The organism is Pseudomonas nitroreducens, assembly GCF_010994165.1.
Lineage (GTDB): Bacteria > Pseudomonadota > Gammaproteobacteria > Pseudomonadales > Pseudomonadaceae > Pseudomonas > Pseudomonas nitroreducens.
Genome location: NZ_WMBX01000003.1, coordinates 152,689 through 176,500, shown reverse-complemented (window position 1 = coordinate 176,500; position 23,812 = coordinate 152,689). Strand labels below are relative to the sequence as shown.

The 23,812-nt window shown below is 67.0% G+C and carries 24 protein-coding genes; 11 read left to right on the top strand and 13 right to left on the bottom strand.

Annotated features, from left to right (window positions below; genetic code table 11):
• Window position 1: 1 nt before the first annotated feature.
• The 5 genes from GJV37_RS14220 to GJV37_RS14200 form a co-directional block, all read right to left on the bottom strand.
• The gene (locus GJV37_RS14220; RefSeq protein ID WP_065086614.1) at window positions 2-1,117 is read right to left on the bottom strand and encodes an ABC transporter ATP-binding protein; all 1,116 of its coding nucleotides are present in this window, start codon (window positions 1,115-1,117) and stop codon (window positions 2-4) included.
• A gap of 235 nt (window positions 1,118-1,352) precedes the next feature.
• On the bottom strand, window positions 1,353-2,171 hold the full coding sequence (locus tag GJV37_RS14215) for a helix-turn-helix transcriptional regulator (RefSeq protein ID WP_024764640.1): 819 nt from the start codon (window positions 2,169-2,171) through the stop codon (window positions 1,353-1,355).
• Between the two features lie 169 nt (window positions 2,172-2,340).
• The gene (gene rhlE1, locus GJV37_RS14210) at window positions 2,341-3,723 is read right to left on the bottom strand and encodes an RNA helicase RhlE1 (RefSeq protein ID WP_193452673.1); all 1,383 of its coding nucleotides are present in this window, start codon (window positions 3,721-3,723) and stop codon (window positions 2,341-2,343) included.
• A gap of 50 nt (window positions 3,724-3,773) precedes the next feature.
• Window positions 3,774-4,250 (bottom strand): LabA-like NYN domain-containing protein, encoded by a 477-nt coding sequence (locus tag GJV37_RS14205; protein WP_024764639.1) that lies wholly within the window; start codon window positions 4,248-4,250, stop codon window positions 3,774-3,776.
• An 80-nt stretch (window positions 4,251-4,330) separates the two neighbouring features.
• The gene (locus GJV37_RS14200) at window positions 4,331-5,077 is read right to left on the bottom strand and encodes a DUF2076 domain-containing protein (RefSeq protein ID WP_170859200.1); all 747 of its coding nucleotides are present in this window, start codon (window positions 5,075-5,077) and stop codon (window positions 4,331-4,333) included.
• A 159-nt stretch (window positions 5,078-5,236) separates the two neighbouring features.
• Between GJV37_RS14200 and GJV37_RS14195 the strand changes: the two genes are divergently transcribed.
• Both GJV37_RS14195 and GJV37_RS14190 read left to right on the top strand, forming a co-directional pair.
• Window positions 5,237-5,887: a YciC family protein gene (locus GJV37_RS14195; protein WP_193452672.1), complete on the top strand. Its 651-nt coding sequence runs from the start codon at window positions 5,237-5,239 to the stop codon at window positions 5,885-5,887.
• 87 nt (window positions 5,888-5,974) lie between these two features.
• Window positions 5,975-6,406: a VOC family protein gene (locus GJV37_RS14190; protein ID WP_065086617.1), complete on the top strand. Its 432-nt coding sequence runs from the start codon at window positions 5,975-5,977 to the stop codon at window positions 6,404-6,406.
• 204 nt (window positions 6,407-6,610) lie between these two features.
• On the opposite strand, the gene GJV37_RS14185 is transcribed toward GJV37_RS14190, so the two are convergent.
• On the bottom strand, window positions 6,611-7,447 hold the full coding sequence (locus GJV37_RS14185) for an SDR family oxidoreductase (protein WP_038803592.1): 837 nt from the start codon (window positions 7,445-7,447) through the stop codon (window positions 6,611-6,613).
• A 151-nt stretch (window positions 7,448-7,598) separates the two neighbouring features.
• Here GJV37_RS14185 and GJV37_RS14180 point away from each other — a divergent pair, with 151 nt between their 5' ends.
• The gene (locus GJV37_RS14180) at window positions 7,599-8,681 is read left to right on the top strand and encodes an endonuclease/exonuclease/phosphatase family protein (protein WP_024764637.1); all 1,083 of its coding nucleotides are present in this window, start codon (window positions 7,599-7,601) and stop codon (window positions 8,679-8,681) included.
• 104 nt (window positions 8,682-8,785) lie between these two features.
• Window positions 8,786-9,550 carry a substrate-binding periplasmic protein gene (locus GJV37_RS14175; protein WP_193452671.1) on the top strand — a complete coding sequence of 255 codons (765 nt, stop codon included), beginning with the start codon at window positions 8,786-8,788 and terminating at the stop codon, window positions 9,548-9,550.
• Between the two features lie 302 nt (window positions 9,551-9,852).
• Here GJV37_RS14175 and hrpB read toward each other — a convergent pair whose 3' ends face one another.
• Window positions 9,853-12,384 carry an ATP-dependent helicase HrpB gene (gene hrpB / locus GJV37_RS14170; RefSeq protein WP_193452670.1) on the bottom strand — a complete coding sequence of 844 codons (2,532 nt, stop codon included), beginning with the start codon at window positions 12,382-12,384 and terminating at the stop codon, window positions 9,853-9,855.
• 186 nt (window positions 12,385-12,570) lie between these two features.
• Between hrpB and GJV37_RS14165 the strand changes: the two genes are divergently transcribed.
• The 3 genes from GJV37_RS14165 to GJV37_RS14155 are packed head-to-tail and all read left to right on the top strand — an operon-like array spanning window position 12,571 to window position 14,397.
• Window positions 12,571-12,987: a polyribonucleotide nucleotidyltransferase gene (locus GJV37_RS14165; protein WP_024763942.1), complete on the top strand. Its 417-nt coding sequence runs from the start codon at window positions 12,571-12,573 to the stop codon at window positions 12,985-12,987.
• 1 nt (window position 12,988) lies between these two features.
• On the top strand, window positions 12,989-13,501 hold the full coding sequence (locus tag GJV37_RS14160; RefSeq protein ID WP_193452669.1) for a DinB family protein: 513 nt from the start codon (window positions 12,989-12,991) through the stop codon (window positions 13,499-13,501).
• The gene (locus GJV37_RS14155) at window positions 13,501-14,397 is read left to right on the top strand and encodes a cation diffusion facilitator family transporter (protein ID WP_193452668.1); all 897 of its coding nucleotides are present in this window, start codon (window positions 13,501-13,503) and stop codon (window positions 14,395-14,397) included. The genes GJV37_RS14160 and GJV37_RS14155 overlap by 1 nt, the downstream gene beginning before the upstream one ends.
• A gap of 6 nt (window positions 14,398-14,403) precedes the next feature.
• Here GJV37_RS14155 and GJV37_RS29520 read toward each other — a convergent pair whose 3' ends face one another.
• Window positions 14,404-15,474: a DUF6515 family protein gene (locus GJV37_RS29520; RefSeq protein WP_246228372.1), complete on the bottom strand. Its 1,071-nt coding sequence runs from the start codon at window positions 15,472-15,474 to the stop codon at window positions 14,404-14,406.
• Between the two features lie 441 nt (window positions 15,475-15,915).
• Here GJV37_RS29520 and GJV37_RS14145 point away from each other — a divergent pair, with 441 nt between their 5' ends.
• Entirely contained in the window at window positions 15,916-16,395 is a 480-nt protein-coding gene (locus GJV37_RS14145) for an Lrp/AsnC family transcriptional regulator (RefSeq protein WP_024763946.1), read from the top strand.
• Between the two features lie 263 nt (window positions 16,396-16,658).
• Window positions 16,659-16,862 (top strand): DUF2788 domain-containing protein, encoded by a 204-nt coding sequence (locus GJV37_RS14140; protein WP_015475469.1) that lies wholly within the window; start codon window positions 16,659-16,661, stop codon window positions 16,860-16,862.
• Between the two features lie 21 nt (window positions 16,863-16,883).
• On the opposite strand, the gene GJV37_RS14135 is transcribed toward GJV37_RS14140, so the two are convergent.
• The gene (locus tag GJV37_RS14135) at window positions 16,884-17,450 is read right to left on the bottom strand and encodes a pseudouridine synthase (RefSeq protein ID WP_169888769.1); all 567 of its coding nucleotides are present in this window, start codon (window positions 17,448-17,450) and stop codon (window positions 16,884-16,886) included.
• Between the two features lie 151 nt (window positions 17,451-17,601).
• On the opposite strand from GJV37_RS14135, the gene GJV37_RS14130 reads away from it, so the two are divergent.
• Window positions 17,602-18,642: an MBL fold metallo-hydrolase gene (locus tag GJV37_RS14130; RefSeq protein WP_193452667.1), complete on the top strand. Its 1,041-nt coding sequence runs from the start codon at window positions 17,602-17,604 to the stop codon at window positions 18,640-18,642.
• Here the strand turns inward: GJV37_RS14130 and GJV37_RS14125 are convergent.
• On the bottom strand, window positions 18,542-19,522 hold the full coding sequence (locus GJV37_RS14125; RefSeq protein WP_084358051.1) for a sterol desaturase family protein: 981 nt from the start codon (window positions 19,520-19,522) through the stop codon (window positions 18,542-18,544). The genes GJV37_RS14130 and GJV37_RS14125 overlap by 101 nt on opposite strands.
• 112 nt (window positions 19,523-19,634) lie before the next feature.
• On the opposite strand from GJV37_RS14125, the gene GJV37_RS14120 reads away from it, so the two are divergent.
• Complete coding sequence (locus tag GJV37_RS14120) at window positions 19,635-20,645, top strand: AraC family transcriptional regulator (RefSeq protein WP_065084321.1); 1,011 nt, start codon at window positions 19,635-19,637, stop codon at window positions 20,643-20,645.
• 20 nt (window positions 20,646-20,665) lie between these two features.
• On the opposite strand, the gene GJV37_RS14115 is transcribed toward GJV37_RS14120, so the two are convergent.
• From GJV37_RS14115 to amn, 3 genes are all read right to left on the bottom strand, one after another.
• Window positions 20,666-21,229 carry a hypothetical protein gene (locus GJV37_RS14115; RefSeq protein ID WP_065084322.1) on the bottom strand — a complete coding sequence of 188 codons (564 nt, stop codon included), beginning with the start codon at window positions 21,227-21,229 and terminating at the stop codon, window positions 20,666-20,668.
• Between the two features lie 116 nt (window positions 21,230-21,345).
• Window positions 21,346-22,122, bottom strand: a complete 777-nt coding sequence (gene deoC, locus GJV37_RS14110; RefSeq protein WP_065084323.1) for a deoxyribose-phosphate aldolase — start codon at window positions 22,120-22,122, stop codon at window positions 21,346-21,348.
• Window positions 22,123-22,204: 82 nt separating this feature from the next.
• Window positions 22,205-23,689: an AMP nucleosidase gene (amn, locus tag GJV37_RS14105; protein ID WP_376784772.1), complete on the bottom strand. Its 1,485-nt coding sequence runs from the start codon at window positions 23,687-23,689 to the stop codon at window positions 22,205-22,207.
• Window positions 23,690-23,812: the final 123 nt, after the last annotated feature.

Sequence of the window (23,812 nt, the reverse complement as noted above, 5' to 3'; positions counted from 1 at the left end):
TTCAGAGCGCCATGGCCAGGCCGCTGGCCTGGTTCCAGCCGACCTGCACCGGCGCGCCGTGCTCGAAGGCTTCCGCCTCGCCGCCGGCCTTGCGCGGCACGCGCACGCAAACAATGCCGAAGGCGTCGGTGCGCACGCGGTATTCGGTGAGGTTGCCCAGGTAGATGCGGTCTTCGACGCGGCCCTTCAGGCGTACTTCGCGCTGCAGCTCCGAATCGGCGGCGGCGATGCCGACCAGTTCGGGGCGCACGGCGATGCAGCCTTCGGCCTGGGGCGAGAGCGAGGGACCGGTGGGTGTCGGCGGGCTGCTCAGTTCCAGCCCGGCCGGCGTGCCCAGCACCACACGGCCGGAATCGAGGCGGCGGACGGTGCCGGCGAACAGGTTGGACTCGCCGATAAAGTCCGCCACGTAGCGGCTCGCCGGGGTCTCGTAGAGCGCCTCGGGGGTGGCGGTCTGGATGATCAGGCCGTCCTTCATGATGCTGATGCTGTCGCTCATCGACAGCGCCTCTTCCTGGTCGTGGGTGACCAGCACGAAGGTGATGCCGACCTCGCGCTGCAGGCGCAGCAGTTCCGACTGCATCTCCTTGCGCAGCTTGCGGTCCAGCGCCGCCAGCGGCTCGTCGAGCAGCAGCACGGTGGGCTTGTTGACCAGCGCGCGGGCCAGCGCCACGCGCTGCTGCTGGCCGCCGGAAAGCTCGTGGGGCTTGCGTGTGCCGAAGCCGGACAGACGCACCATCTCCAGCGCCTCGTCAGCCATGCGACGCTGCTGCGCGCGGTCCGGGCGCGGCGTGCGATAGCGCAGGCCGTAGGCGATGTTCTCGGCCACCGTCAGGTGCGGGAACAGCGCGTAGTGCTGGAACACCATGTTCACCGCACGCTGGTGCGCCGGCACCCCTGCCACCGCCTGGCCGGCCAGCAGGACCTCGCCTTCGCTGGGCTGCTCGAAGCCGGCAATCATCCGCAGGGTGGTGGTCTTGCCGCAGCCGGAGCTGCCGAGGAAGGAATGGAAAGCGCCGCGCTTGACCTTGAAGCTCAGCCCGTTGACCGCCGGCACGCTGCCATAGCGCTTGACCACGTTACGGAACTCGATATCGACATCCTGACCGCTTTCCATCACCGCGCTCCCACCTTGTTCTTGTTGGTGGTCACGCTAGCAATGGGGCTTTCGGGGTGTATATATCCCTCGGGGGATAGATGGCGGGATTGGTTCTCTCGGCGCGCGATCGCGGGACAGGAATCCCCTGCAGGACCGAGGGGGCGCCCGGCCCTTGCTCGCGAATCGCCCAGCGCCGGAGTTATCGGGGAGCCCGTTCGCGAGCAAGCTCGCTCCTACAAAAGAGCTACCCGGTTCAGCCGGCTGCGCGCATCCCACCCGCCACATCGCGTCCGGCCAACTCGCGGATGAACAGCCCGAGCAGCTCCGACTGGCTGCCGATGCCGAGCTTGGCGTAGATGTTCTTGCGGTGGATCTTCACCGTGCCTGGGCTGATATCCAGCTGCTCCGCTACCGAGGCGCTGGAGTGCCCGCGCAGCAGCAGCTGGACGATCTCCTGCTCGCGGGGCGTGAGCAGCTGGGCGCCGAACTGGTCGAAGGCCTCGCGGATCTGGTAGTCCAGGTCCTGCGCCGGACGCGGTTGCGCGCGGCGCAGTTCCCAGGCTTCGCGCACCACCTGCTCGACCACCGGCCGCGCACATTCGAGCAGCTGCATCTCGTCGCGGCTGTAGGCCGGACTGGAAGTCTTGCGCATCAGCGAGAGCACGGCGGTGGCACCGTCGGCCAAGTCGACGAAGAAGGCGATCTCCTCGGTCAGGCCGGTCTGCTGGTAGTAGGTCTGGTAGTACTCGCCCACGTAGAAGTGGTCCGGCGCGAACTGCCGCAGGCGCCACAGCCCCGGCGCCTGGTGGCGGGTGCAGGCGAGGTAGAAGGGATCGAGCAGGTAGGGGCCGACCTGGTAGTCCTCGACGTAGACGTGGCGGATGTCGGCCGGGAAGGTGTCGAACAGGTCCAGTGGGCGGTGGTTGCCTTCGTAGACGAAGAGCACGAAGTTATCCACCGCACAGACCTGCTGCAGCCATTGGCTGAGGCCGAGCAGGCGCGGACGACCGGCGGCCAGCGGGAGCAGATGGGCGACTCCGCCGGTCCAGGCTTTGAGTTCCTTGTGGCGCATGGGCTGTCGTTCTTGTTGTGTGCGCGATGGGCACACTATAGGCGTTCGGGATTCCACACGGAAATGCAGCTTTTGCGCCACACCCCACAAGACCCCGCCACGCCTGGGGAAAGCCCCGACTCAGCCCTCGGCGGCGCACCGCGATGAAGCAGGCGCGCGCCTTAACGGCTCAGGGGCGGCGACCGCCCTTGCCGGCCGGCTTTCCAGAAGAGAGTTTTCCAGAAGACGGCTTGCCACCTGCCGGTTTGCCGCCAAGGCCGAACCCCGGCGCCTTGCGCACCGCCTTGACCTGCGGCTTGTCGTCCAGCAGCGAGCCCAGGTGGACCTTGCCCGGTTTGCCTTCGGGCACCTTGGATTGCTTGGGCTTCTTCGGTTTTTTGGTTATCTGGCCGCCGGGGGCGGTGACGGGCACCCGGTGTTCCGCCTCGAAGCCATCTTCTTCCTGGCGCTGCAGGGTCTGGCCGATCAGCGTCTCGATGGCCGCCAGCTGCTGCACTTCGTCGGCGCAGACCAGCGAGATCGCCTGCCCGCTGGCGCCGGCGCGACCGGTACGGCCGATGCGGTGCACGTAGTCTTCGGGGACGATGGGCAGGTCGAAGTTGACCACCAGCGGCATTTCCTCGATATCCAGGCCGCGGGCAGCAACGTCGGTGGCAATCAGGAAGTCCACTTCGCCGGCCTTGAACCGCGCCAGCGCGCGCAGGCGCGATGGCTGCGGCTTGTCGCCGTGGATCGAGTCGGCGCGGATGCCTGCTTTCTGCAACAGGCCAACCAGCTCATCGACGCCCTTGCGGGTCTTGGCGAACACCAAGGCCTGGCGCCAACCCTGCTCCCGCATCAGGTGCAGGAACAGCTCGGCCTTGCGCTTCTTGTCGACGGTGACCAGGTGCTGCTTCACCGTCTTCGCCGCCGTGTTGCGCGGCGCCACGTCGATGGTCAGCGGGTCGCGCAGCAGCTCGCGGGCCATCTGGCGGATGGCATCGGAGAAGGTTGCGGAAAACAGCAGGGTCTGCCGGCGCCTGGGCAGCGCGGCGAAGACCTCGTCCAGTTCGCGGGAGAAGCCGAGATCGAGCATGCGGTCGGCCTCATCCAGCACCAGGGCCTGCAGCTGGGTGAACTTCAGGGCGTTCTGACGATACAGGTCGAGCAGTCGGCCAGGAGTGGCCACCAGTACGTCGACGCCCTTGCGCAGCTTCATCATCTGCGGGTTGATGCTGACCCCGCCGTAAGCCACGGCAGTGCGCAGCGGCACATGCTGGCCGTAGGCGCGGAAACTCTCGTGGACCTGCTCGGCCAGTTCGCGGGTCGGCACCAGCACCAGCGCGCGCATCGAGTTGGCCGCGACCTGGTGACCTTCCTGCAGGAGCTTCTGCAGCAACGGCAGTGCGAAACCGGCGGTCTTGCCGGTACCGGTCTGCGCGGCGGCAAGCAGGTCTCGGCCCTTGAGCACGGCAGGAATGGCCTGGGCCTGCACCGCCGTCGGGTTCTGGTAGCCGAGCCCGTCGAGGGCGCGCAGGAGGGGATCGATCAGGCCGAGGTTGGCGAAGGTCATGGAGCGCTCGCAATACGAATTCGGAATGGGCGGCATTGTAGCCGCAAGGCTCAGGAACGCAGCAGCAGCGCGCCTTCGATGGGCACATAGCGGCTGGCCGCGCGGATCAGCGCCTGGGCGGTGAGGCCCGGCACGCCGTAGGCGGTGGCATCGGTGCCGCCGGCGCGGACGCGGTCCAGGAGCAGGTCGAAGTCACCGTCGCCGGAAGCCAGCACGACTTCGTCCACATTCGGCGCGGCGTCGAGGATGTCGATGGTGATGCCCACGTCCCAGTCGCCCTTGGCCGAGCCGTCGGCGCGCTGGATGTAGGGCTTGAGCTTCACGGTGAAGCCGAGCTTGCGCAGGATCTGCTGGAACTGCTGCTGCTTCGCGTCACCCCGGTCGATGGCATAGGCGTAGGCCTGGACGATGTTGCCCTGGGCGCTCAGCTCGGCCCATAGGGCGGCGTAGTTGAAGTGGCAGCCGTAGGCCTGACGCACGGTGTAGTAGAGGTTCTGCACGTCGGCGAACAGGGCGATGGTCTTCAACGGTGACTCCGGGACTCGAACAGCGGGGGCGCATTATCGGCACAGCGGCGCGCCCCCGCCAGTCCCGGTGGGCGGGCGGCTCAGCTGAACATGTCGCCGTCGTCGCCGCCGAAGAAGCCGGAGTCGTCGCCGAAGCTGCCACCGTCGTCGTAGTTGGCGTCACTGAAGTTGCTGTCGGCATAGCGGTCGCCGCCGCCAAAGGAGTCGTCCGTCCGCGAGTCGTCGAAGCTCGAAGGTTCCGGCTGCACCGGCTGCTCCTGGATCACTTCGACGATTTCCTGCGGCTGGTTGTGGTGGAACATGCTGGTCAGCAGGTCCGCCACCATCACCCCGCCGGCCACGCCCGCGGCGGTCTGCAGCGCACCGCGCATGAAGCCACCGCCCTGCGGTGCGGCTTGCGCCGGCTGTGCGGGGCGGAAGTCGTTGGGATTGCCGGCCGCAGGATTGTTGGCGTACGCCGCATTGCCGCCGGGCTGCGAGAAACGCGTCTGGCCCCAGCCGTCCGGGCGCTGCTGCGGTTGCGCCGGGCGCTGCTCCTGGCTCTGACCGCCACCGAACAGCCCGGCGAGGAAGCCGCCGCTGCTCGGGCGCTGCTCCTGAGCCCTGGCCTGCTGCGCTTCGAGTTCCTTGACGCGCTGGTCCAGGCGTTTGATCGCCGCTTCCTGGATCAGCATCGCCTGGGCCATGTAGTAGGGCGCGGCCGGCTGCTGCACCAGGTGCCTGTTGATCTGTGCCTCGGCGTCGGCGTCACGGGGCGCGGTCTGCGACTCGGCGTCACGCAGGCGGGTGAACAGACCATCGATCAGGGATTGCTCTTCGGAATTCATGACAGGCCTCGAGTGAGCGGGTGAATCAAAACGGATCGCTGAAGCGAAACATTGGATCGGGTCGGAAAAAAACAAGTTCCGGTCACAGAATTCTTGCGCCTTCTATCTGAGGGTTTGCTTAAGTTAGAGTCGAAGCCCTCGGACAGTATCGGGTTACTGATGAATCCCCTTTCCATCCTCCGCGACACCTGGTTCTTCTTCTCCCGTCATCTGGGCACCCTGGTGCCGCTGTGCCTGCCGTGGATCGTCATCGAGACACTGGTGCAGCAGCAAATCAACATCGCCGCCGGCTCGCAGAACATCGCGCCCTGGGGCATGGCGGCGGGCCTGGTGTTCTACCCGATCTACACCGCCAGCCTGATCCTCTACATGATCGACGCGGGCGAAGGTATCGAGCGCAGCGTGCGCGAACTGTGGAGCGCAGCGTTGCGCCTGTGGCCGGCTTTCGCCCTGCTCTCGGCGATCACCTCGCTGCTGATCGTGATCGGCCTGTACCTGATGGTGCTGCCGGGCATCTTCGTGATGATCAAGCTGGCCTTCGCCGAATTCCTCCTGGTGCAGCGCGGCCGCGCGCCCATCGACGCGATGCGCGAGAGCTTCAGCCTGACCACCGGGCATTTCTTCCTGCTGCTGATCACCTCCCTGGCCATCCTCGCGCCGGTGTGGATCGCCGAGGGCTGGATCACCGAGGCCGGTCAGGACGCGCCGGTACTCAGCGTCGCGCTGCACTCGCTGAGCGGGTTCTTCCAACTGCTGCTGACGGTGGCCGCCTACCGCATCTTCATCCTGCTTGGCCGCGAGGCCGCCTAGCGGCAGCAAGTCGCAACAAATCCCCCGGCACGTCGAGCGCCGGGGTTCTACGCTGGAGTCTCCTTTCCCCGAGTATGGAGACTCGCCGTGAGCGACTTCCCGCCCAGCTGCCTCTCGCACATTTCCATCGGCACCAACGACTACCCGCGCGCCAAGGCGTTTTACGACGCCGTGCTGCCCACCCTGGGCTGCCAACAGATCATGGAGCACCCCGGCGCGGTGGCCTATGGCCGCGCCTTCCCGGAGTTCTGGCTGCAGACGCCCATCGACGGGCGCCCCGCCAGCGTCGGCAACGGCACGCACTTCGGCTTCATGGCCAATTCCCGCGAGGAAGTGGACGCGTTCTATCGCGCCGCGATAGCTGCCGGCGCCACCGACGAGGGCGCCCCCGGCCCGCGCCCGCTCTATGGCGATCCGTACTACGGCTGCTTCATCCGCGACCTGGACGGGCACAAGATCGAGGCGTCGTTCTGGGACATGGCGCTGGCAGGCGGTGGTTTCGACACGCACTCGCATTGATCTGAACCGATCTTCGTCAAGGGCATTTCCGGCTGGCCGCTGTGTTCATCGTTCTGCCCAATGGTCCCCTCTCCCGCTTGCGGGGGAGGGTTAGGGAGGGGACGGGCTCACGCCCGGCAATGCAGTTCCACGGCGAGTGCCCTCTCCCCAACCCTGGCTGCGCGCCCCGCTCCGAAGGGAGAGGGAGCAAGAGCCCCCGGACATTCAGTTTCCCGGCCTGAGCCCCGACATCTTCGGTACCAGCAGCTTCTCGAACAGCCGCGGGAAGAAGCGCGCCAGCAGCCTCGCCCGCCAGTTGACGTTGGACAGCACCAGCAACCGCCGGCGGCGCAACGCGCCCTGGTAGATCGCCTCGGCCACGTCGCGCGGCGAGGCGACCTCCGCGCCCAGCACCAGCGCCGGCTGCCGGATCACCGAGCCATCGCCCACCAGCGCGTTCTTGCGCAGGTCGGTGGCAGTGAAGCCGGGGCATGCCAGGGTGATTGCCACACCGGTGCCGTCCAACTCCATGCGCAACGTGTCGAACAGGCCGTGCAGCGCATGCTTGCTGGCGTTGTAGGCGCTGCGGTAGAGCAGCGGCGCGAAGCCGGTCAACGAACTGAGCACGACGATCTGCCCATGCCGCGCCAGCAGGCTGGGCAAGGCCGCCTGGGTGCAGTGCAGCGCGCCGTAGAAATTCACCGCCATCACCCGGCGGAAGACTGCCAGCTCGGTCTCGATGAACAGGCTGCGGTGGGTGATGCCGGCGTTGTTCACCAGCACGTCGATACCGCCGAAGCGCTCGACAGCCAGTGCCACCGAGCGCTGCACCGCCTCGGCATCGGCGATGTCGCAGCGCAGGCCAAGGGCCTCGACGTTCAGGTGTTCGCGCAGGTGCTGCACCAGGCTGTCCAGCGCCGCCTGGTCAAGGTCGAGGATCACCGGATGGGCCCCGGCCCGGGCGAAGCGCAGCACCAGAGCGCGGCCGATGCCGGAGCAGCCGCCGCTGACCAGCACCACCTTGCGTCGGTAGACGGGATGGGAGAAGAGCTTGCTCGACATGGCAGCCTCCCGGAGCGCGCGGGTGCGAAACAGCATCCTGCGAACTACGTCTCACAAGGTTTCAGGATTATTCCCACACTAAACACAGAGATGAAATACGAAGTCACAGCCACTATCCTCTGGTCCCAACAAGCATAGCCCCTGGTCACCCATGAGCCTCTCGCTTCGCCGTCGCGCCCTGTTCCTGCTGTTCATCGTCCTGCTGCTCGCCCTCTCCGCCGCCGCCTGGCTGCTGGCCTGGCACCCCGCCGAGCGCGAAAGCGTCGCCGCCCAGTGCCGCGCGCCCGCGCCGCAACTGCAGCCGGGCCAGGCACTGAAGGTGATGACCTGGAACGTCCAGTACCTGGCCGGCAAGCGCTACATCTTCTGGGACGACCTGCCCGACACCACTGGCCCGGACGACAGCCCCAGCCCCGAAGACATCGCCTACAGCCTCGACGAGGTGGTACGGGTGATCCGCGACGAGGCTCCGGACATCGTCCTGCTGCAGGAAGTGGACGACGGCGCCGCCGCCACCGGCAAGCAGGACCAGCAGGCGCTGATCGGCGACCGCCTGGCCGACCTTTATCCCTGCTCCAGCGCCGCCTTCGACTGGAAGGCACGCTTCGATCCCAATCCCCATGTGTTCGGTAGCGCCGGGCGCAAGCTGGTGACCTTCAGCCGCTTCCAGATCGCCAGCAGCGAGCGCATCGCCCTGCCGCAGCGTTCATCCATCCCGCTGCTGCATCTGTTCGCCCCGCAACCGGCGCTGTTGCAGAGCGACCTGCCGATCCGCGGTGGCGGCCAGTTCAGCGTGATCAACACGCGCCTGGAACGCCCCAACGGCGACGACACCCCGCAGCGCCAGGTGGAAGCCGTCGAGGCCCAGCTGAACTCCCTGCAGGCCGCGGGCCGCCCCTGGCTGCTGGGTGGCGATCTCGGCCTGCTGCCGCTTGGCCAGTATCCCTACCTGCCGGAAGTGCTGCGCGCGCCCTATCGCGCCAACAGTGAACTGAACCTGCTGGCAGCGCGCTTCCCGGTGATCCCGGCGGTGGAAGAGTCCAGTGGCGCCGACCAGGAGAACTGGTACACGCATTTCCCCAACGATCCGCGCGTGCACAAACCCGACCGCACCCTCGACTACCTGTTCCACAGCCCCAGCCTGAATCGTCTGGAGGCCGGCGTACGCGCCCACGACACCCTGCGCATCTCCAATCACCTGCCGCTTTCCGCACGTTTCCTGCTGCCCCACTGAGCGCTTCGGCATAACGCCGCCGGTGGACGCTGGACAAGTGCGAGGCGGCAGTCGCATGCTCGGCCCGCTTCGAACAAAAACGATAACGAGCACCCAGGCCATCCATGCATTTGCGCCGTCTTGCCGGGCTGATCCTCGCCCTCCTCTGCCTCAACGCCCTGGCCGTCGACCGGCCCACGCTGGCCGACCGCCTGCCGCATCCAGTGCCGGCGCTGACGGTGGGCTACTACGAATTCCCGCCCTACACCTATACCGCCCCGGATGGCAGCACCCGCGGCAGCGGTGCCGAAATGGTCCGGCGCATCCTGCTCAAGGCCGGCTACCGCGCCGACTTCCGCCCGCTGCCCAGCGCCCGCCTGTACCTGGGCCTGCAGGACGGCAGCGTGCAGCTCTGGGCCGGCGCACCCGGCAAGCAGGAACTGGCGGGCAGCACGCTGGAGTGCGAGCGCGTGCTGGGCCACGTCGAGCTGAACCTCTACCGCCTGCCCTCGCGGCCCTCGCCCGAAGTGCCCGGCGGCCTGACCGGCAGCCGGGTCATCCTCATCAGCGGCTACAGCTACTGGCGACCGATCACCGACCTGCTCGCCGACCCGGCGCTGAAGCTGGAGCTGCACCGCACCAGCACCCACACCGCAGCGCTGCAGATGCTCGAACGCGGTCGCGGCGACTACCTGATCGACTACCAGACGCCGGTAGAGCAGGCGCGCCGGGAGCTGAACATGGCGCCACTGGCCTTCGACAGCCTGTACAGCGTGCCGACCAAGCTGATCGTCTCGCGCCACGCGCCCGACGCCGAAGGGCTGCGCGCACAGCTGGACCATGCCTACGACGAATTGCAGGCGGCAGGTTACGAGATGAAATTGCCCTGACCGGGAAGACCGCTATCGCGTAGGTCCGCAGACACAAGCGGACTCCGTCCGCGATCGGCTCCGCTTCGCACAGAAACATCGCGGATGAATCCGCTCCTACCCGACAGTCCTGTACTCGGATCAGCCCTCACCCTCTCCCAGAGGGAGAGGGGACCGTTCGGTGCAGGATGAAACCTTGGTGCCCGCCGGCACGGGCGGCTCCCTCTCCCTCTGGGAGAGGGCTGGGGTGAGGGAAGGCACTGGCACGGACTTACCTGAAGAAGACAGTTGCTCCTACAAGAGCAGGAGCCCTTGCGCGAATTTCAGGTCTTGCGCGGCTTGGCCCGCGCCGTCGGCTCGGCGATCAGCGGGTCGTCCGGCCAGTAGTGCTTCGGGTAGCGCCCCTTGAGGTCCTTCTTCACTTCGGCATAGGTGCTGCGCCAGAAGTTGGCCAGGTCCTGGGTCACCTGTACCGGCCGCTGCGCCGGAGAGAGCAGGTGCAACTTGACCGCCACCCGGCCCTGGGCGATGCGCGGCGTATCGGCGAGGCCGAACAGCTCCTGCAGGCGCACAGCGAGGACCGGCGGGAACTCGCTGTAGTCCAGGCGGATGTTCGAGCCGGACGGCACCTGCAACGTGCGCGGCGCCAGTTCGTCCAGGCGTTGCGGCAATGGCCAGGGCAGCTGCGCATGGAGAATTCCGCTCAAGTCCAGGTTGCCGAAATGCGAGAGCCGCGAAACCTTGCCCAGGTAAGGCAGCAGCCAGTTCTCCAGCGAGCCCAGCAAGGCGGCGTCGCTGACGTCCGGCCACTCGCTCTCGCCCTTGCCCTCCAGGTCCAGCCGCCGCAACAGCGCGATGCGTGCCTGCCACTGGCGCAGCTCCGGCGTCCAGGGTAACAACTCCAGGCCCTTGCGGCGCACCAGCCCGAGCAGCGCGCGGCTGCGGGCTTCGGCGTCCAGATTGGGCAGCGCCTCGGTGGACAGCACCAGCTCGCCGACCTTGCGCTGTCGCTCGGCGCGCAATACGCCTTCGCGCTCGTCCCAGTCCAGTTCGTCGTGGACGCTGACCTGCTCGGCGAGAATCGACTCGAACAGCGCCGGCTCCAGCGCCGCCGCCAGGTAGATGCGCTCCTCGCGCTGGCCCTGGCGGCTGCCGAGGTCGGCGATCACCAGCCAGGCTTCCTTCATCAGCGCATCCGGCTCGCCGAACAGCGCGGCGCGACCGTTGGCCAGGCGGTATTCGCCGCCACCGGCGCGGCGCTGGCGGGCGATACGGTCCGGGTAGGCAAAGGCCAGCAGGCCGCCGAGCCAGCGCGGATGATCCGGATCGCTCACCGGTTCGCGTGCCGGGCCACGCAAGTAGCCCTTGAACTGCCGCGCCAGCTGGCGAACGCGCTGCACCGCGCCGCGGCTGGCGCGCGGGCCATTCTGCTCGCCGGCCAGCAGGGCGATGCGGTGATGCAGGTCGGCGTCGTTGCCGCGCAGGATGTCGCGCTCGCCCAGCAGGGCGGCCAGATCACAGGCCAATTGTCCCAGCCCCAACGCGTGGCCGCGCAGCAGCAGGTGGGCGATTCGCGGGTGCGCCGGCACCTCGGCCATGGCCTGGCCGTGGGGCGTGAGACTGCCGCCGCCGGCGCGGGAGGCCAGCGCGCCGAGACGCTCCAGCAGGTCCTGGGCCTGTGCATAAGCGGCGGCGGGCGGCAGGTCGAGCCAGGCCAGCTCCTGCGGGGCCACGCCCCAGCGCGCCAGTTGCAGCGCGAGGCCAGCGAGGTCGGCCTGGAGAATTTCCGCCGCGCCATAGGCCGGCAGTTGATCGTGCTGCGCCTCGGACCACAGGCGGTAGCAGGCGCCGGGTTCCAGGCGCCCGGCACGGCCGGCGCGCTGGGTGGCGGAGGCGCGGGAGATGCGCTGGGTATCCAGGCGGGTCATGCCGCTGCCCGGATCGAAGCGCGGCACCCGCGCCAGCCCGGCATCCACCACGACGCGCACGCCATCGATGGTCAGGCTGGTCTCGGCAATATTCGTGGCCAGCACCACCTTGCGCTTACCCGCCGGCGCGGGCTCAATGGCAGCGTGCTGGGCGTCCAGATCAAGCTCGCCGTGCAGCGGGCAGATGAGTACTTCAGGCCGACCAGCCAGTGTGTCGCCCAGCTGTTCGGCGACGCGGCGAATCTCCGCCTGGCCGGGCAGGAACACCAGCAGGCTGCCGGGTTCATCCGCCAGCGCCTGCTGCACGGTCTGCACCACGCGCGGCTCGATGAATTCGCCGGCCTGCCAGGGGCGGCCCCAGCGGATGTCCACCGGGAACATGCGGCCCTCGCTGCGTACCACCGGGGCATCGTCCAGCAACGTGGAGAGGCGCTCGCCCTCCAGGGTCGCGGACATCACCAGCACCTTGAGCGGCGGCTCGTCGCGCAGCAGCGCGCGGCCGTTGAGGGTCAGCGCCAGGGCCAGGTCCGCATCGAGGCTGCGTTCATGGAATTCGTCGAAGATCACCAGGCCCACGCCCTCCAGCGCCGGGTCATCCTGGAGGCGGCGCGCGAGGATGCCTTCGGTAACCACCTCGATGCGCGTCTTCGGGCCGACCCTGCTATCCAGGCGGATGCGGTAACCAACGGTCTCGCCGACTGTCTCGCCCAGCTCACTGGCCAGGCGCTCGGCGGCAGCGCGGGCAGCCAGGCGGCGTGGTTCCAGCATCAGGATCGACTGCCCGGCCAGCCACGCCTCGCCCAGCAGCGCCAGCGGCACGCGGGTGGTCTTGCCGGCGCCGGGCGGCGCTTCCAGTACCACCTCATGGTGCTCGGCCAGGGCCTGGCGCAGGACGGGAAGGACGCTGTCGATGGGAAGGGCGTTCATGCCGGCTCCTGGAATTTCATGGGGCAGTAACCCCGATTGTGCGGGGGCCGGCGATTATAGCGGGCGAACCACGATGCCAACTCGGCAGTCATAGAAGCAACGAGAACGCCGCATAGTGCGAATCTGCCAGCAGCGACAGCGAGCTCGTTGATATAGTTGTCCGCATCATCCTCCCGGAGGTCTTCCATGCGTCTTGCCACCCGTGTGTCCTGCGCCGTTCTGAGCGCCGCCCTGTTCAGCCAGCTGACCGCCTGCGGCACCCTGTTCTACCCCGATCGCCGCGGCCAGATCGACGGCCGTATCGACCCCGCCATCGTCGCCTTCGACGCCATCGGACTGTTGTTCTACGTCATCCCGGGCCTGATTGCCTTCGGCGTAGACTTCGCCACCGGCGCGATCTACCTGCCCGATGCGAAGTACTCGGTCGCGCCGGAAAAGCTCAAGGATGCCGTGGGTGAAGACGGCACCGTGGACAAGGCTAAACTCAAGGCGATCCTCGAGCGTGAAACCGGCCGCAGCCTGCCCCTGGACGACCCGCGTCTGATCCAGCGCAGCGGCAGCCTCCAACAACTCGCCAGCCTGGGCCTGCGCCCGGAGGCCTGATATGCACGGCGCTCTCGCTTCACACCTTCAGCAACTCCTGGCGTACCACCAGTGGGCCTACGAACGCATCCTGGAGGCCATCGCGCCCCTGGATGAAGAGACCTACCGCGCACCGCGCGGGCTGTTCTTCGGCAGCCTTCACGGCACCCTCAACCACCTCGCGGTGGTCGATCGCATCTGGTTCGCCCGAGTGCAGCGAGAGCCCTGGCAGTTCGAACGCCTCGACGCCGAGGCGGCGCCTGACCGCGCCGGCCTCGCCGACTTCCTCAATGACGGTGTCGGCGCCTGGCGCCTATGGCTGAGCAAGCAGAGCGATGCCACCCTCGGCACCCAGCTGGACTACCGCAACATGGCCGGGCAGGAACACCGCCAGAGCCTGGCGAACATCGTCCAGCACCTGGTCAACCACGGCACCCACCATCGCGGGCAAATGAGCGCCGCGCTCACTGCGCTGGACCAGAAGGCGCCGCTGCTGGACTACATCTACTTCCTGCCCAACCGCCTGGACACCTGATGCTCAAGCACGCCAGCCACTCCCACCTCATGCGGCTGGCGACCTTCGCGTCGCTCGGCGTCGCCACCACCCTGATCGTCGCCAAGGCCATCGCCTGGTGGCTCAGTGGCTCGGTCAGCCTGCTGGCCGGTCTCACCGATTCGCTGCTCGACGGCGCCGCTTCCTTCCTCAACCTGCTGGCGGTGCACTACGCCATCCGCCCCGCGGACGACGACCATCGCTACGGCCACGGCAAGGCGGAATCACTGTCCGGGCTGGCGCAAGCGCTGTTCATCGCGGTGAGTGCCGTACTGGTAGGCACCCAGGCCATCGACCGACTGCAACATCCCGAGCCGGTGGAAGCCGTCGGCTGGGGCATTGCGGTGATGATCCTGTCGCTGGTACTCACCGCCGGCCTGCTGACGGTACAGGGCTACGTGGTGAAGATCACCGGTTCCAATGCCATCCGCGCCGACTCCCTGCACTACCGCTCGGACCTGTTGCTCAACAGCAGCATCCTGGTCGCCCTGGTGCTGGCGAACTTCGGCTGGCAACAGATGGACGCCCTCTTCGGCCTGGGCATCGCCCTGTACATCCTCTGGAGCTCCTTCCAGATCGCCCGCGAATCCATCGCGGTGCTGATGGACGAAGAACTACCGCCGGACGTCAGCACGCGCATGCTCGAACTGGTGCGCGAAGTGCCCGGCGTGCTCGGCGCCCATGACCTGCGCACGCGGATTTCCGGCACGCACTGGTTCGTTCAGCTGCACCTGGAGCTGCCCGGCGAGCTGTCGCTGTCCAAGGCGCATCACCTGTGCGATGAGGCGGTGCTGGCGATCCACAAGGAATTCCCGCAGGCCGAGGTGCTGGTGCACGCCGACCCGCAGGAAGTGGTGGGCAAAGAGACGATCAGCTAGAGAGCATCAGTTGACGCTGTAGCCGCGCCCGCTCAGGCAGGCGCCCAGGGCGCGGCGGTAGTTGTCGGCAATGTAGGCCGGTGGCGCGTAGCTGGCCGATGCCGGATCGAAGCCACTTTGTTGCACGGCCCAGCCGTGGCATTCGTAGCGGTCACGGGCCTGCTGGTCCGGCCCCTGGTTGTACAGCGGATAGGCGATCACGTCATAGCCGGTCTGTGCCACGGCCACCGGTTGCTGCTGGGGCGGTGCCACGACTTCGTAGTCCTGCGAACTGGCCTGCCACAGGTAGTAGGTGCCGGCAGCCAGGAAGTAGCCGATGCTGCCGACCCACACCTGCTCGGCATAGGAGGGCAGGTAGCGCACGCGCACGCCGTAGGGCGGCGTCACTACCACGTAACGAGATCCGTAGGGACGGTACCAGTAGCCGTCGTTGAAGTAGTAGTCATTGCCACGATAAGGCACGCGGTAGTGCCCGCTCGGCATGGCATTCACCACATAGCCCGGCCGCCAGTAGGACGGATGTGGCCCCCAGTTGCCGTGGGACGGCGGCCGCCCCTGCCAGTTGCCGGATGGTGGGCGCACTTCATGGGAACCGAACTTGCCCGCGTTGCCATTGTTGGCCGGCGGACGGTTCTGCCATTGACTATCGCCATAGCCCGGCGGGCGACCCTGACCGCCCTGCCACTGATTGCCATTCTGGCCCGGAGGGCGGCCGTGCCACTGGCCATTGTCATGGCCGTTACCGGCGCCGTTTGGCGGATGCCCTTGCCATTGGCCGTTGTTATTACCGCCATTGCCCGGAGGGCGGCCCTGCCACTGGCCATTGTTTCCACCGCTGGGCGGGCGCCCCTGCCAGCCACCGCCGGAACCGTTCGGGACTTCGTGGGAGCCGAACTTGCCACCGCCAGCGTTGCCCGAACCGCCGGAAGGACGTCCCTGGCCACCGCCCTGGCTCGGCGGCTGGCCCTGGCCGCCCTGCATATCCGCGCCGCCAAAACCGGCAGCCGTGGCGGTCTGCACGGCCACCGCCAGCGAAAGCACAGCGAAGGAGGCGAACCGCCCAATGCCCGACTTCATGAATTCCTCACTTCGGCGACGGCCGAAAACTGCGATGTGACAATGCCATAGACCACGGCGCAACGCCCGCATTGCAAGGTGTTGGGTAAAGTCAGGGTAAAGATGGGGGGCAGATCACGGGCAAGAAAAAAGGGAGGCTCGTCAGCCTCCCTTTGTGGAATCTCGTCCTGCTCGTCGCTGTTGGCGCCGGCTCACCTCGCTCCGCCTTCTGGGCAGTGCGCAGCCCGGTGGCCGGCGCGATCCTGTGGGGTCGGCGGGCCGCGAAGCGCCTGATTGGGCGGATCGCAGGGGGACGTGATGTCCGGGCTGTGAATCTGGAAGAAATAGTACGGCGACAGAGCGGATAAATGATTGCTAAGATTGCTCATAAAGGCACCACCTGAGCAACAAACAGCCAAAAATTACGCCAAAAGCGCAATTCAATTAAAATCCGAGGCTTTCATGGACAAGCTGGACCGCTACGACCTGCGAATTCTTGCCGAACTGCAACGCGACGCGCGCATCTCCAATCAGGAGCTGGCCGAACGCATCGGCCTGTCGCCCTCCCCCTGCTCGCGACGGGTCAAGCAGCTCGAAGACGATGGCTACATCGTCCGCCAGGTCGCCCTGCTGGACAGCAAGAAGCTCGGCCTGAGCCTCACCGCCTTCGTGCTGATCGGCATGGACCGGCACACCCCGGAACGCTTCGAGCATTTCCAGCAGATCATCGGCAAGTGCCCCGAGGTGCTGGAGTGCAGCCTGGTGACCGGGATGGACGCGGACTACCAGCTCAAGGTGATGGTGCCGGACATGGAGCACTACCAGCACTTCCTGCTCGGCACCGTCACGCGCATCGAAGGCGTTACCAGCGTGCGGTCGAGCTTCGTGCTGCGCAACGTCCTGGCCAGCACCGAGTTGCCGCTGGACCACCTGCGCGTCTGATCAGTTTTTGCAGGAGCGGCCAGACCTGCGACACAGCACCGCACCCTGCCTCCCGCCGAACGAAATCGATACCGGAAATTTCCCCGCCAGCCGGGCTGCGGCGGGAATTTTCGCGGCATTGCGTGCGTCGCTCAGGAGGAACTGCTCAATTTATGAACGGCTCTGAACGACAAAGCGCCGCATGCGTATAATGCGCGCCTTCTCCACCACCACCCTCAGTCCCGGCGCCCCACGAGACACATCCGTACCGGGCAGGAGCAGCAATGAACGAAAGTTTCGAAGACTGGATGATGTATGGCCTGGTAACCGGCCTGATCCTGTTCATGGCCTTCATCGTCTGGGACCTTGCCAAGAAGTCCAAGGCCGGCCGCATGGGCACCATGGTGTTGTTCTTCGCACTGGGCCTGGGCGTGCTCGGCTTCCTGATCAAGTCGGTGGTCGTCGCCGGACTCGAAGGCGGATTCTGACGCCCGCCTCGCCCCGGACCCTCAGAGTTCGGGGCTGACTTCCCGCCATTCCCCCGGCTGCAGCCCATCCAGCTGCCACGGCCCGATGCGCACGCGCACCAGGCGCAGCGTGGGCAGGCCGACTGCCGCCGTCATCCGCCGGACCTGGCGATTGCGCCCCTCGCGGATCACCAGCTCCAGCCAGGCCGTAGGCACCGACTTGCGGAAGCGCACCGGCGGGTCGCGCTCCCACAACTGCGGTTCTTCCAGCCGCCGGGCCTCGGCCGGCAAGGTCGGGCCGTCGTTGAGCTGCACGCCCTTGCGCAGCAGGGCGAGCTGTTCGTCGCTCGGCTCGCCTTCCACCTGCACCCAATACGTCTTCGGCAGCTTGTGCCTGGGATCGGCGATACGCGCCTGCAGGCGGCCGTCGTTGGTCAGCAGCAACAGGCCTTCGCTGTCGCGGTCCAGGCGGCCGGCCGGATAGACGCCCGGTACATCGACGAAGTCCTTCAGCGTCGCGCGGCCGTCGCTGTCGTTGAACTGCGTCAGCACGTCGAACGGCTTGTTCAGCAGGATCAGCCTGGGTTGTGCCGGCGGCGCCTTGGCCACCCGGCGAGACGTGGGACGGACGGCAGGACGGCGATTGGCGGGGCGCGGAGGACGGGGCATGGCGAAAAGACTGGTAACTGAGGTTGGGGGTACGGCGAATGCCCGGCATGCTAGGTTGTGCCGAGTCCTCCTCGCAAGAGCACGCACGAGCATGCCCATGAGCCACCCCACCTGGCTGATCACCTTGCAGAACCTCAGCGGGTGCCTCGGCGCCCGCTATCGCGGCCCGCAGACGGCGCACTTCGACGGTACCCGCTTTCACAATCTTGACCGCCAACCGCACAACGGCCTGCGCGCCTTCCTCAAGTGGCAGCGCGAACGCGGCCGCCAGCAGGAATGGATTGCCCAGCCCGGCCCCGACGTCCGCACGGAGACGCCGGCCCGCGTGGAAGGCGACGAACTGCGCGTGACCTACATCAACCACGCGACCCTGCTGATCCAGCACCGCGGCCTGAACATCCTCACCGACCCGCTCTGGTGCGAGCGCACCAGCCCGTTCAGCTTCGTCGGCCCCAAGCGCGTGCACCCGCCGGGCCTGGCGCTGGACGAGTTGCCGCCGATCAACCTGATCCTGGTCAGCCACAACCACTACGACCACCTGGATATCCACAGCCTGCGCGAGCTGGCCCGGCGCTTCCCGTCAGCGAAAGTGGTGACCGGCCTGGGCAACGGCGAGTTGATCCGCGCCTGCGGCTTCACTGACATCGTCGAACTGGACTGGTGGCAGAGCCTGCCGATGCCCGAGGGCATGCTGCTCACCGGCGTGCCGGCGCAACACTGGTCGGCGCGCTCGCGGCGCGACACCAACCGCACGCTGTGGATGGGTTTCGTGCTGGAGTCGCCGGACGGCCCGCTGTTGTTCCCCGGCGATACCGGGTTGGGCGAGGAATTTCGGCTGATGCATGAGCGCTTCGGTCCGATGCGCTTTGCCGCCCTGCCCATCGGCGCCTATGAGCCGCGCTGGTTCATGCGTCACCACCACATGAACCCGGACGACGCCGTACAGGCGCACCAGCATCTCGACTCGCAATGCAGCATGGCGATCCACTTCGGCACCTTCCGCCTGAGCGACGAAGGACAGTTCACGCCGCTCAGCGATCTGGCCGTGGCGCTCCAGCAGCGCGGTGTGCCAGCGGAGCTTTTCCGGGCTCCGAAGCCGGGGGAGCAATGGCGGATACCTCCGCTTCGTTAGAGCTCGGCGTGCCCGGCGGGCGCTGCCACTCCGGCGGCGCCCACAGGTGCTTGAGGCGCAGCCGCAACGGGCCCGGCCGGGCCAGGTCACGGAACATGTCGACCCACTCGTGCAGGTTCAGCCACAACGGGTTGTAGCTCTCCACCTGGCGCACGATGCCGTACTCCGGCGTTTCGCGTTCCTCGACGAAGGTGCCGAACAGTCGGTCGTAGATGATGAGCACGCCACCGTAGTTGCGGTCGATGTACTGGGGATTGCGCCCATGGTGGGCACGGTGGTGGGAAGGGGTGTTGAACAGCCACTCGATGGCTCCGGGCAACTTGCCGACCCCCTGGGTGTGCAGGAAGTACTGATAGGCCAGGCTCACCGAAAGCATGAACAGAACCCACTCCGGGGCGAATCCCAGCCAGACCAATGGCAGATAGAACAGCCAGTTTCCGGCGAAGCCATAGAACAGGCTCTGGCGCATGGCCGTCGTGAAATTCATGTGCCGCGAGGAGTGATGCACCACGTGGGCGGCCCAGAACCAGCGAATACGGTGGCTGGCCCAGTGAAAGAGGAAAAAGCAGAACTCCAGCAGGAAGAACAGCAGGACAAAAGCCAGCGGAGTCATCTCGAACTGCAGCAGGCGATGTTCGAAAAGCAGCCGATAGACCGGCAACACCAGGATCGCCACCAGCACGGCATCCACCACCAGGTAGAGGCCTCCCAGCCCCAGGCTGGCCAGCGAGTCACCGAGCCGAAAGACCCCGCGCCGACGTAGCGCCAGCCACTCGACGAGTAATGTGGCGATGAACAGCGGCGTCAGGATCAGCAGCAAGTCGCGCAGTGGATCGATAGCGGCGACCCAGGACGTCAAACCAGTGGGCAGATCAGGCATGGCGAGGCTCCTGCAAGGTATGTCCTGCGTAGAGCTTGTCGAAAGTTGGGCTGACCGGATTGACCAGCCCCGCTAACTTCTTGACCTATCGCGTCAATCGGCAGACCTGCCCATGGCCCAACAGCACATCGCCAGCAGCTACGCCCGGCTGCTCTACGAGTTCCTCGCCACCCGCGGGGTCGACGCACAGGCTTTGCTCGGCCCCTTGCCGGCCCCCGCGAGCGGCTTGATTCCCCTGGCCCAATGGCAGGTATTGCTGCAGCGCGCGGATTCCCGGCTGGGCGAGCCCGCCATCGGGCTGCGCATCGCCGAAGGGATCGGACCGCAGCACTTCGGTGTGGTGGGCTATGCCGGGCGCACGTGCGCGACACTCGCCGATGCCCTGCAGCGCCTGGAGCGTTACCAGGGGCTGGTCTATGACGTGAATCCGGTCAGAGTGCGCGCAGAAGGCAACCTCCTGCTGCTGGAATGGGGCACCGAGCGCGGCAGGCCGGGCCAACTGGTCGACGAGACCGGCGTGGCTGCCCTGGTTCAGCTAGCCCGTCGCATCTGCGATCAAGCTCTGCTGCCGTCCGAGGTGCATTTCGTCAACCCGTCGCCAGCGGACATCGGCGCCTATCTGGACTTTTTCGGCTGCCCGGTGCGCTTCGGCCAACCCGCGACACGCCTGAGCCTGCCTTTGGCCTATCTACAACTGCCACTGCAACAAGCCGATCCGGCGCTTCTGGAGTTGCTCGACGAACAGGCCGAAGGCTTTCTCCGCCAACGAGGACACTCCGCGCTCCTGCACAGCTGCCAACAGGCACTGGCCCGCCTGCTGCCCGAGGGACGCGGCAACATCGGCGACCTGGCCGGGCAATTGAACCGATCGCCACGCACCCTGCAACGTCATCTGCAGGCCGAGGGCAGCAGCTTCCAGCAACTCCTGGACGACACCCGCCGCCAGTTGGCTGAGCGTTATCTCAGCGATGCTGCTCTCCCACTTGGCGAGATTGCCGCACGACTTGGTTTCTCCGAACAGAGTGCGTTCAGCCGCGCGTTCCGCCACTGGTACGGAACAGCTCCCCTGGCCTGGCGGCGGCACCTGACCAGGAGTCCGCACGCCGCGCCTCTGGACCGGTGAAGGCGCCGGCCCGCCTCGGCCTAGTTCTCGCGCACTCGCTTGCTGCAACAATTGCGGTAGCGCTTGCCGCTGTTGCACGGGCACGGCTTGTCGCCGCGGCCGCCCAGCTCCAGCCAGCTTTCCAGCCGTTGGCGCATGGACTCGCGGACTTCCCGGCGCTCGTCATCCATCTGCGGTTTGCCCAACTCGCGGCTGAGCCAGAGGTAGTCCTCCAGCAGCTCGTCACGCTCCAGCGCGTGCAGTTGCTCGGCAAGGGGCACGCCCTCGTAGCGGCGCTTCGGGTCGGGCAGGAAGGCGATGGGCTCGCCGCCGGGCAGCACGTTCCACAGACGACCCTGACCATCACGCCAGCAGGCGCTGAAGCGGGCACGCAGGGCCAGGCCCGGCCACTCCTCCAGGCACCAGCCATCCACCCGCTCGCCGCCCAGGCCCTCCACCGCCTTGCCCACGGAGAACCAGGGTTCGCCGGCGATGCTGTCAGGCAAGGGAAGCGGCGCGGCGACTTCAGGCGTGCCGTTTTCCACCAGGCGGCGGGAGAAGCGGCGCAAGGGGTTGGTCAGGTGCGAGGGGGCGCGGAAGGGCATGCAATCACCAGCGGAGGAGGTCGGCGAAGGTCCGACCGGAGGAGCGCGCCACGGTTCCCCGTGGCGCGGGAGGCGAGCATTCTAGGCCCGCCCCAGGCTGCGTCAACGCGAGCGGTTCAGTAGCTGCGCGTGGAGATGGGCTTGGCTTCAGCGCGCAACTCGCGCAGCAGATCGTCAAGCAATGACGATGCGCCGAAACGCAGATGCTCCGGGGTGACCCAGCCAGCGCCGAAACGTTCCTCCACCAGCGCCCGGTAGCCCTGCGCATCGGCCAGCGTGCGCAGCCCGCCGGATACCTTGAGCCCCACCTTGCCGCCCTCCTCCTCGATGGTTTCGAGCATCACCCGCACCGCCTCGGGCGTGGCATTCACCGCCGCCTTGCCGGTGCTGGTCTTGAGGAAGTCGGCGCCGCCGGCGATGGCTTCCCGGCAGGCCGTGCGGATCAATTCGGGGTCGGCCAGCTCGCCGGTTTCCAGGATCACCTTGAGACGGTGGTAAGGCCCGCACAGCGTCTTGCAGGTACGGATCAGCTCCACTGCGCCGGTTGGCTCGCCGGCCTTGAGCTTGCGCCAGGGGTAGACCAGGTCGATCTCGTCCGCGCCTTCGGCAAGGGTCTTGCGCACCTCCTCCACCACGTCCGCCAGCGGGGCGTTGCCCGCGGGAAAGTTGCACACGCTGGCGACCTTTACCGAGCGCCCGCCCAGGGTATTGAGTGTTCGCCGGGCGATATGCACCAGTCTCGGCCAGACGCACACCGCGGCCACATCGCCGTAGGGCGTCAGCGCACGGCGACAGAGTTCGACGGTGCTTTGCAGGTCGTCGCGGTCATTCAGGGAGGTCAGGTCCAGCAGGGCGAGCGCACGGCCCGCCGGGGTCTTGCGAGGATCGGTCATCGGCAACGCTCTCCATCGGCTTTCTTCATGCAGCCAGGGCGACCACCATCACCCTGCTGGTCGCCCCGTGCCCTGTCGCAGATCAGCGGAACGGCGGCTCGTCGAAGCTGCGCAGCTTGCGCGAGTGCAGCGAGTTGAGCTGGGTGCGCAGCAGATCGACGGCGGCGATGCCGATGGACAGGTGCTGGCTCACCGCGCGCTGGTAGAACGCCGTGGCGGCGCCGGGCAGCTTGATCTCGCTGTGCAGCGGCTTGTCCGAGACGCACAGCAGCGTGCCGTAGGGAACCCGGAGGCGGTAGCCCTGGGCGGCGATGGTGCCGCTCTCCATGTCCACCGCAATCGCCCGCGCCAGGTTGATCAGCGGGCGCTCCTGGGCCCAGTGCAGCTCCCAGTTGCGGTCGTCGTAGGTGAGCACGGTGCCGGTACGCAGGCGGCGCTTGAGCTGGTCGCCGCGCTCTCCGGTCACCACCGCGGCGGCTTCCTGCAACGCCAGTTGCACCTCGGCCAGCGCCGGGATCGGGATGTGCGGCGGCAGCACACGGTCGAGAATGCCGTCGCGGCGCATGTAGGCGTGGGCCAGCACATAGTCGCCGATGGTCTGCGACTGTCGCAGGCCGCCGCAGTGGCCGACCATCAGCCAGCAGTGCGGGCGCAGCACGGCGAGGTGATCGGTGATGTTCTTCGCGTTGGACGGGCCGACGCCGATATTCACCAGCGTCACGCCGTCGCCATCCTCGGCGATCAGGTGATAGGCCGGCATCTGGAAGCGGTGCCATTCGACACTGGCGACGATGGCGTTGGCCTCACCTTCGTCGGTACCGCGCTCGATGACCACATTGCCCGGCAGGACCATGCGCACGAAGCGCGGATCGTCGCGCAGGCGCTCCAGGCCCAGGTGGATGAACTGGTCGACGTAGCGGTGGTAGTTGGTCAGCAGGATCCACGGCTGCACATGGCGCCAGTCGCTGCCGGTGTAATGCACCATGCGGCGCAGGGAAAAGTCAGTGCGCGCCGCGTCGAACAGCGCCAGCGGCATCGGGTCGGCGTTCTCCCATTCGTACAGGCCGTCCGCCACGCCATCGGAAGTGGCCGACAGGTCGGTGCTGGGGAACACCCGCGCCAACTCGGCGGCGGTCACGCCCGAACCACCCAGTTCATCGCCGCCTTCCACCACGTAGGGGTAAGGGATGTTCTGCTGGCTGACACCGACTTCCACCCGTACGGTGAAGTCTTCCATCAGCGGACGCAGTTGCTCGAGCAGGTATTTGCGGAAGGCCTTGGGCTGGGTGATGGTCACCGCGTAGGTCCCGGGCACCTGGACCTTGGCGTAGGCGCGGGTGGTGGATGGCACTTCGCCCTGGCACAGGTAGGTCACCCGCAGCAGCGGGTAGCGGAATTGTTCGCGCTGCTGCGCGTCGGGGACTTCGCGGTCCTTCAGGTAACGCTTGAGCGCCTGGTTCAGGGCGCCGGTGGCGCGCTCATGAAGCACAGCCAGTTGATCGACGGCCTCTTCGGCGGTCTGCGCGACGAAGAACTCGTCGCCAGTCGTAAGACTCATGGTGGGCATCCTGTCTGAACGATCAGCTCCATCTTGCCTGCTTCCGTTGCGGAAAGGGATGACAGATTCAACAGAGACGATCAGTGACAGGACCAGGCCAGTTGCCCATGGAGGGCAACTGGCAACGTTGCA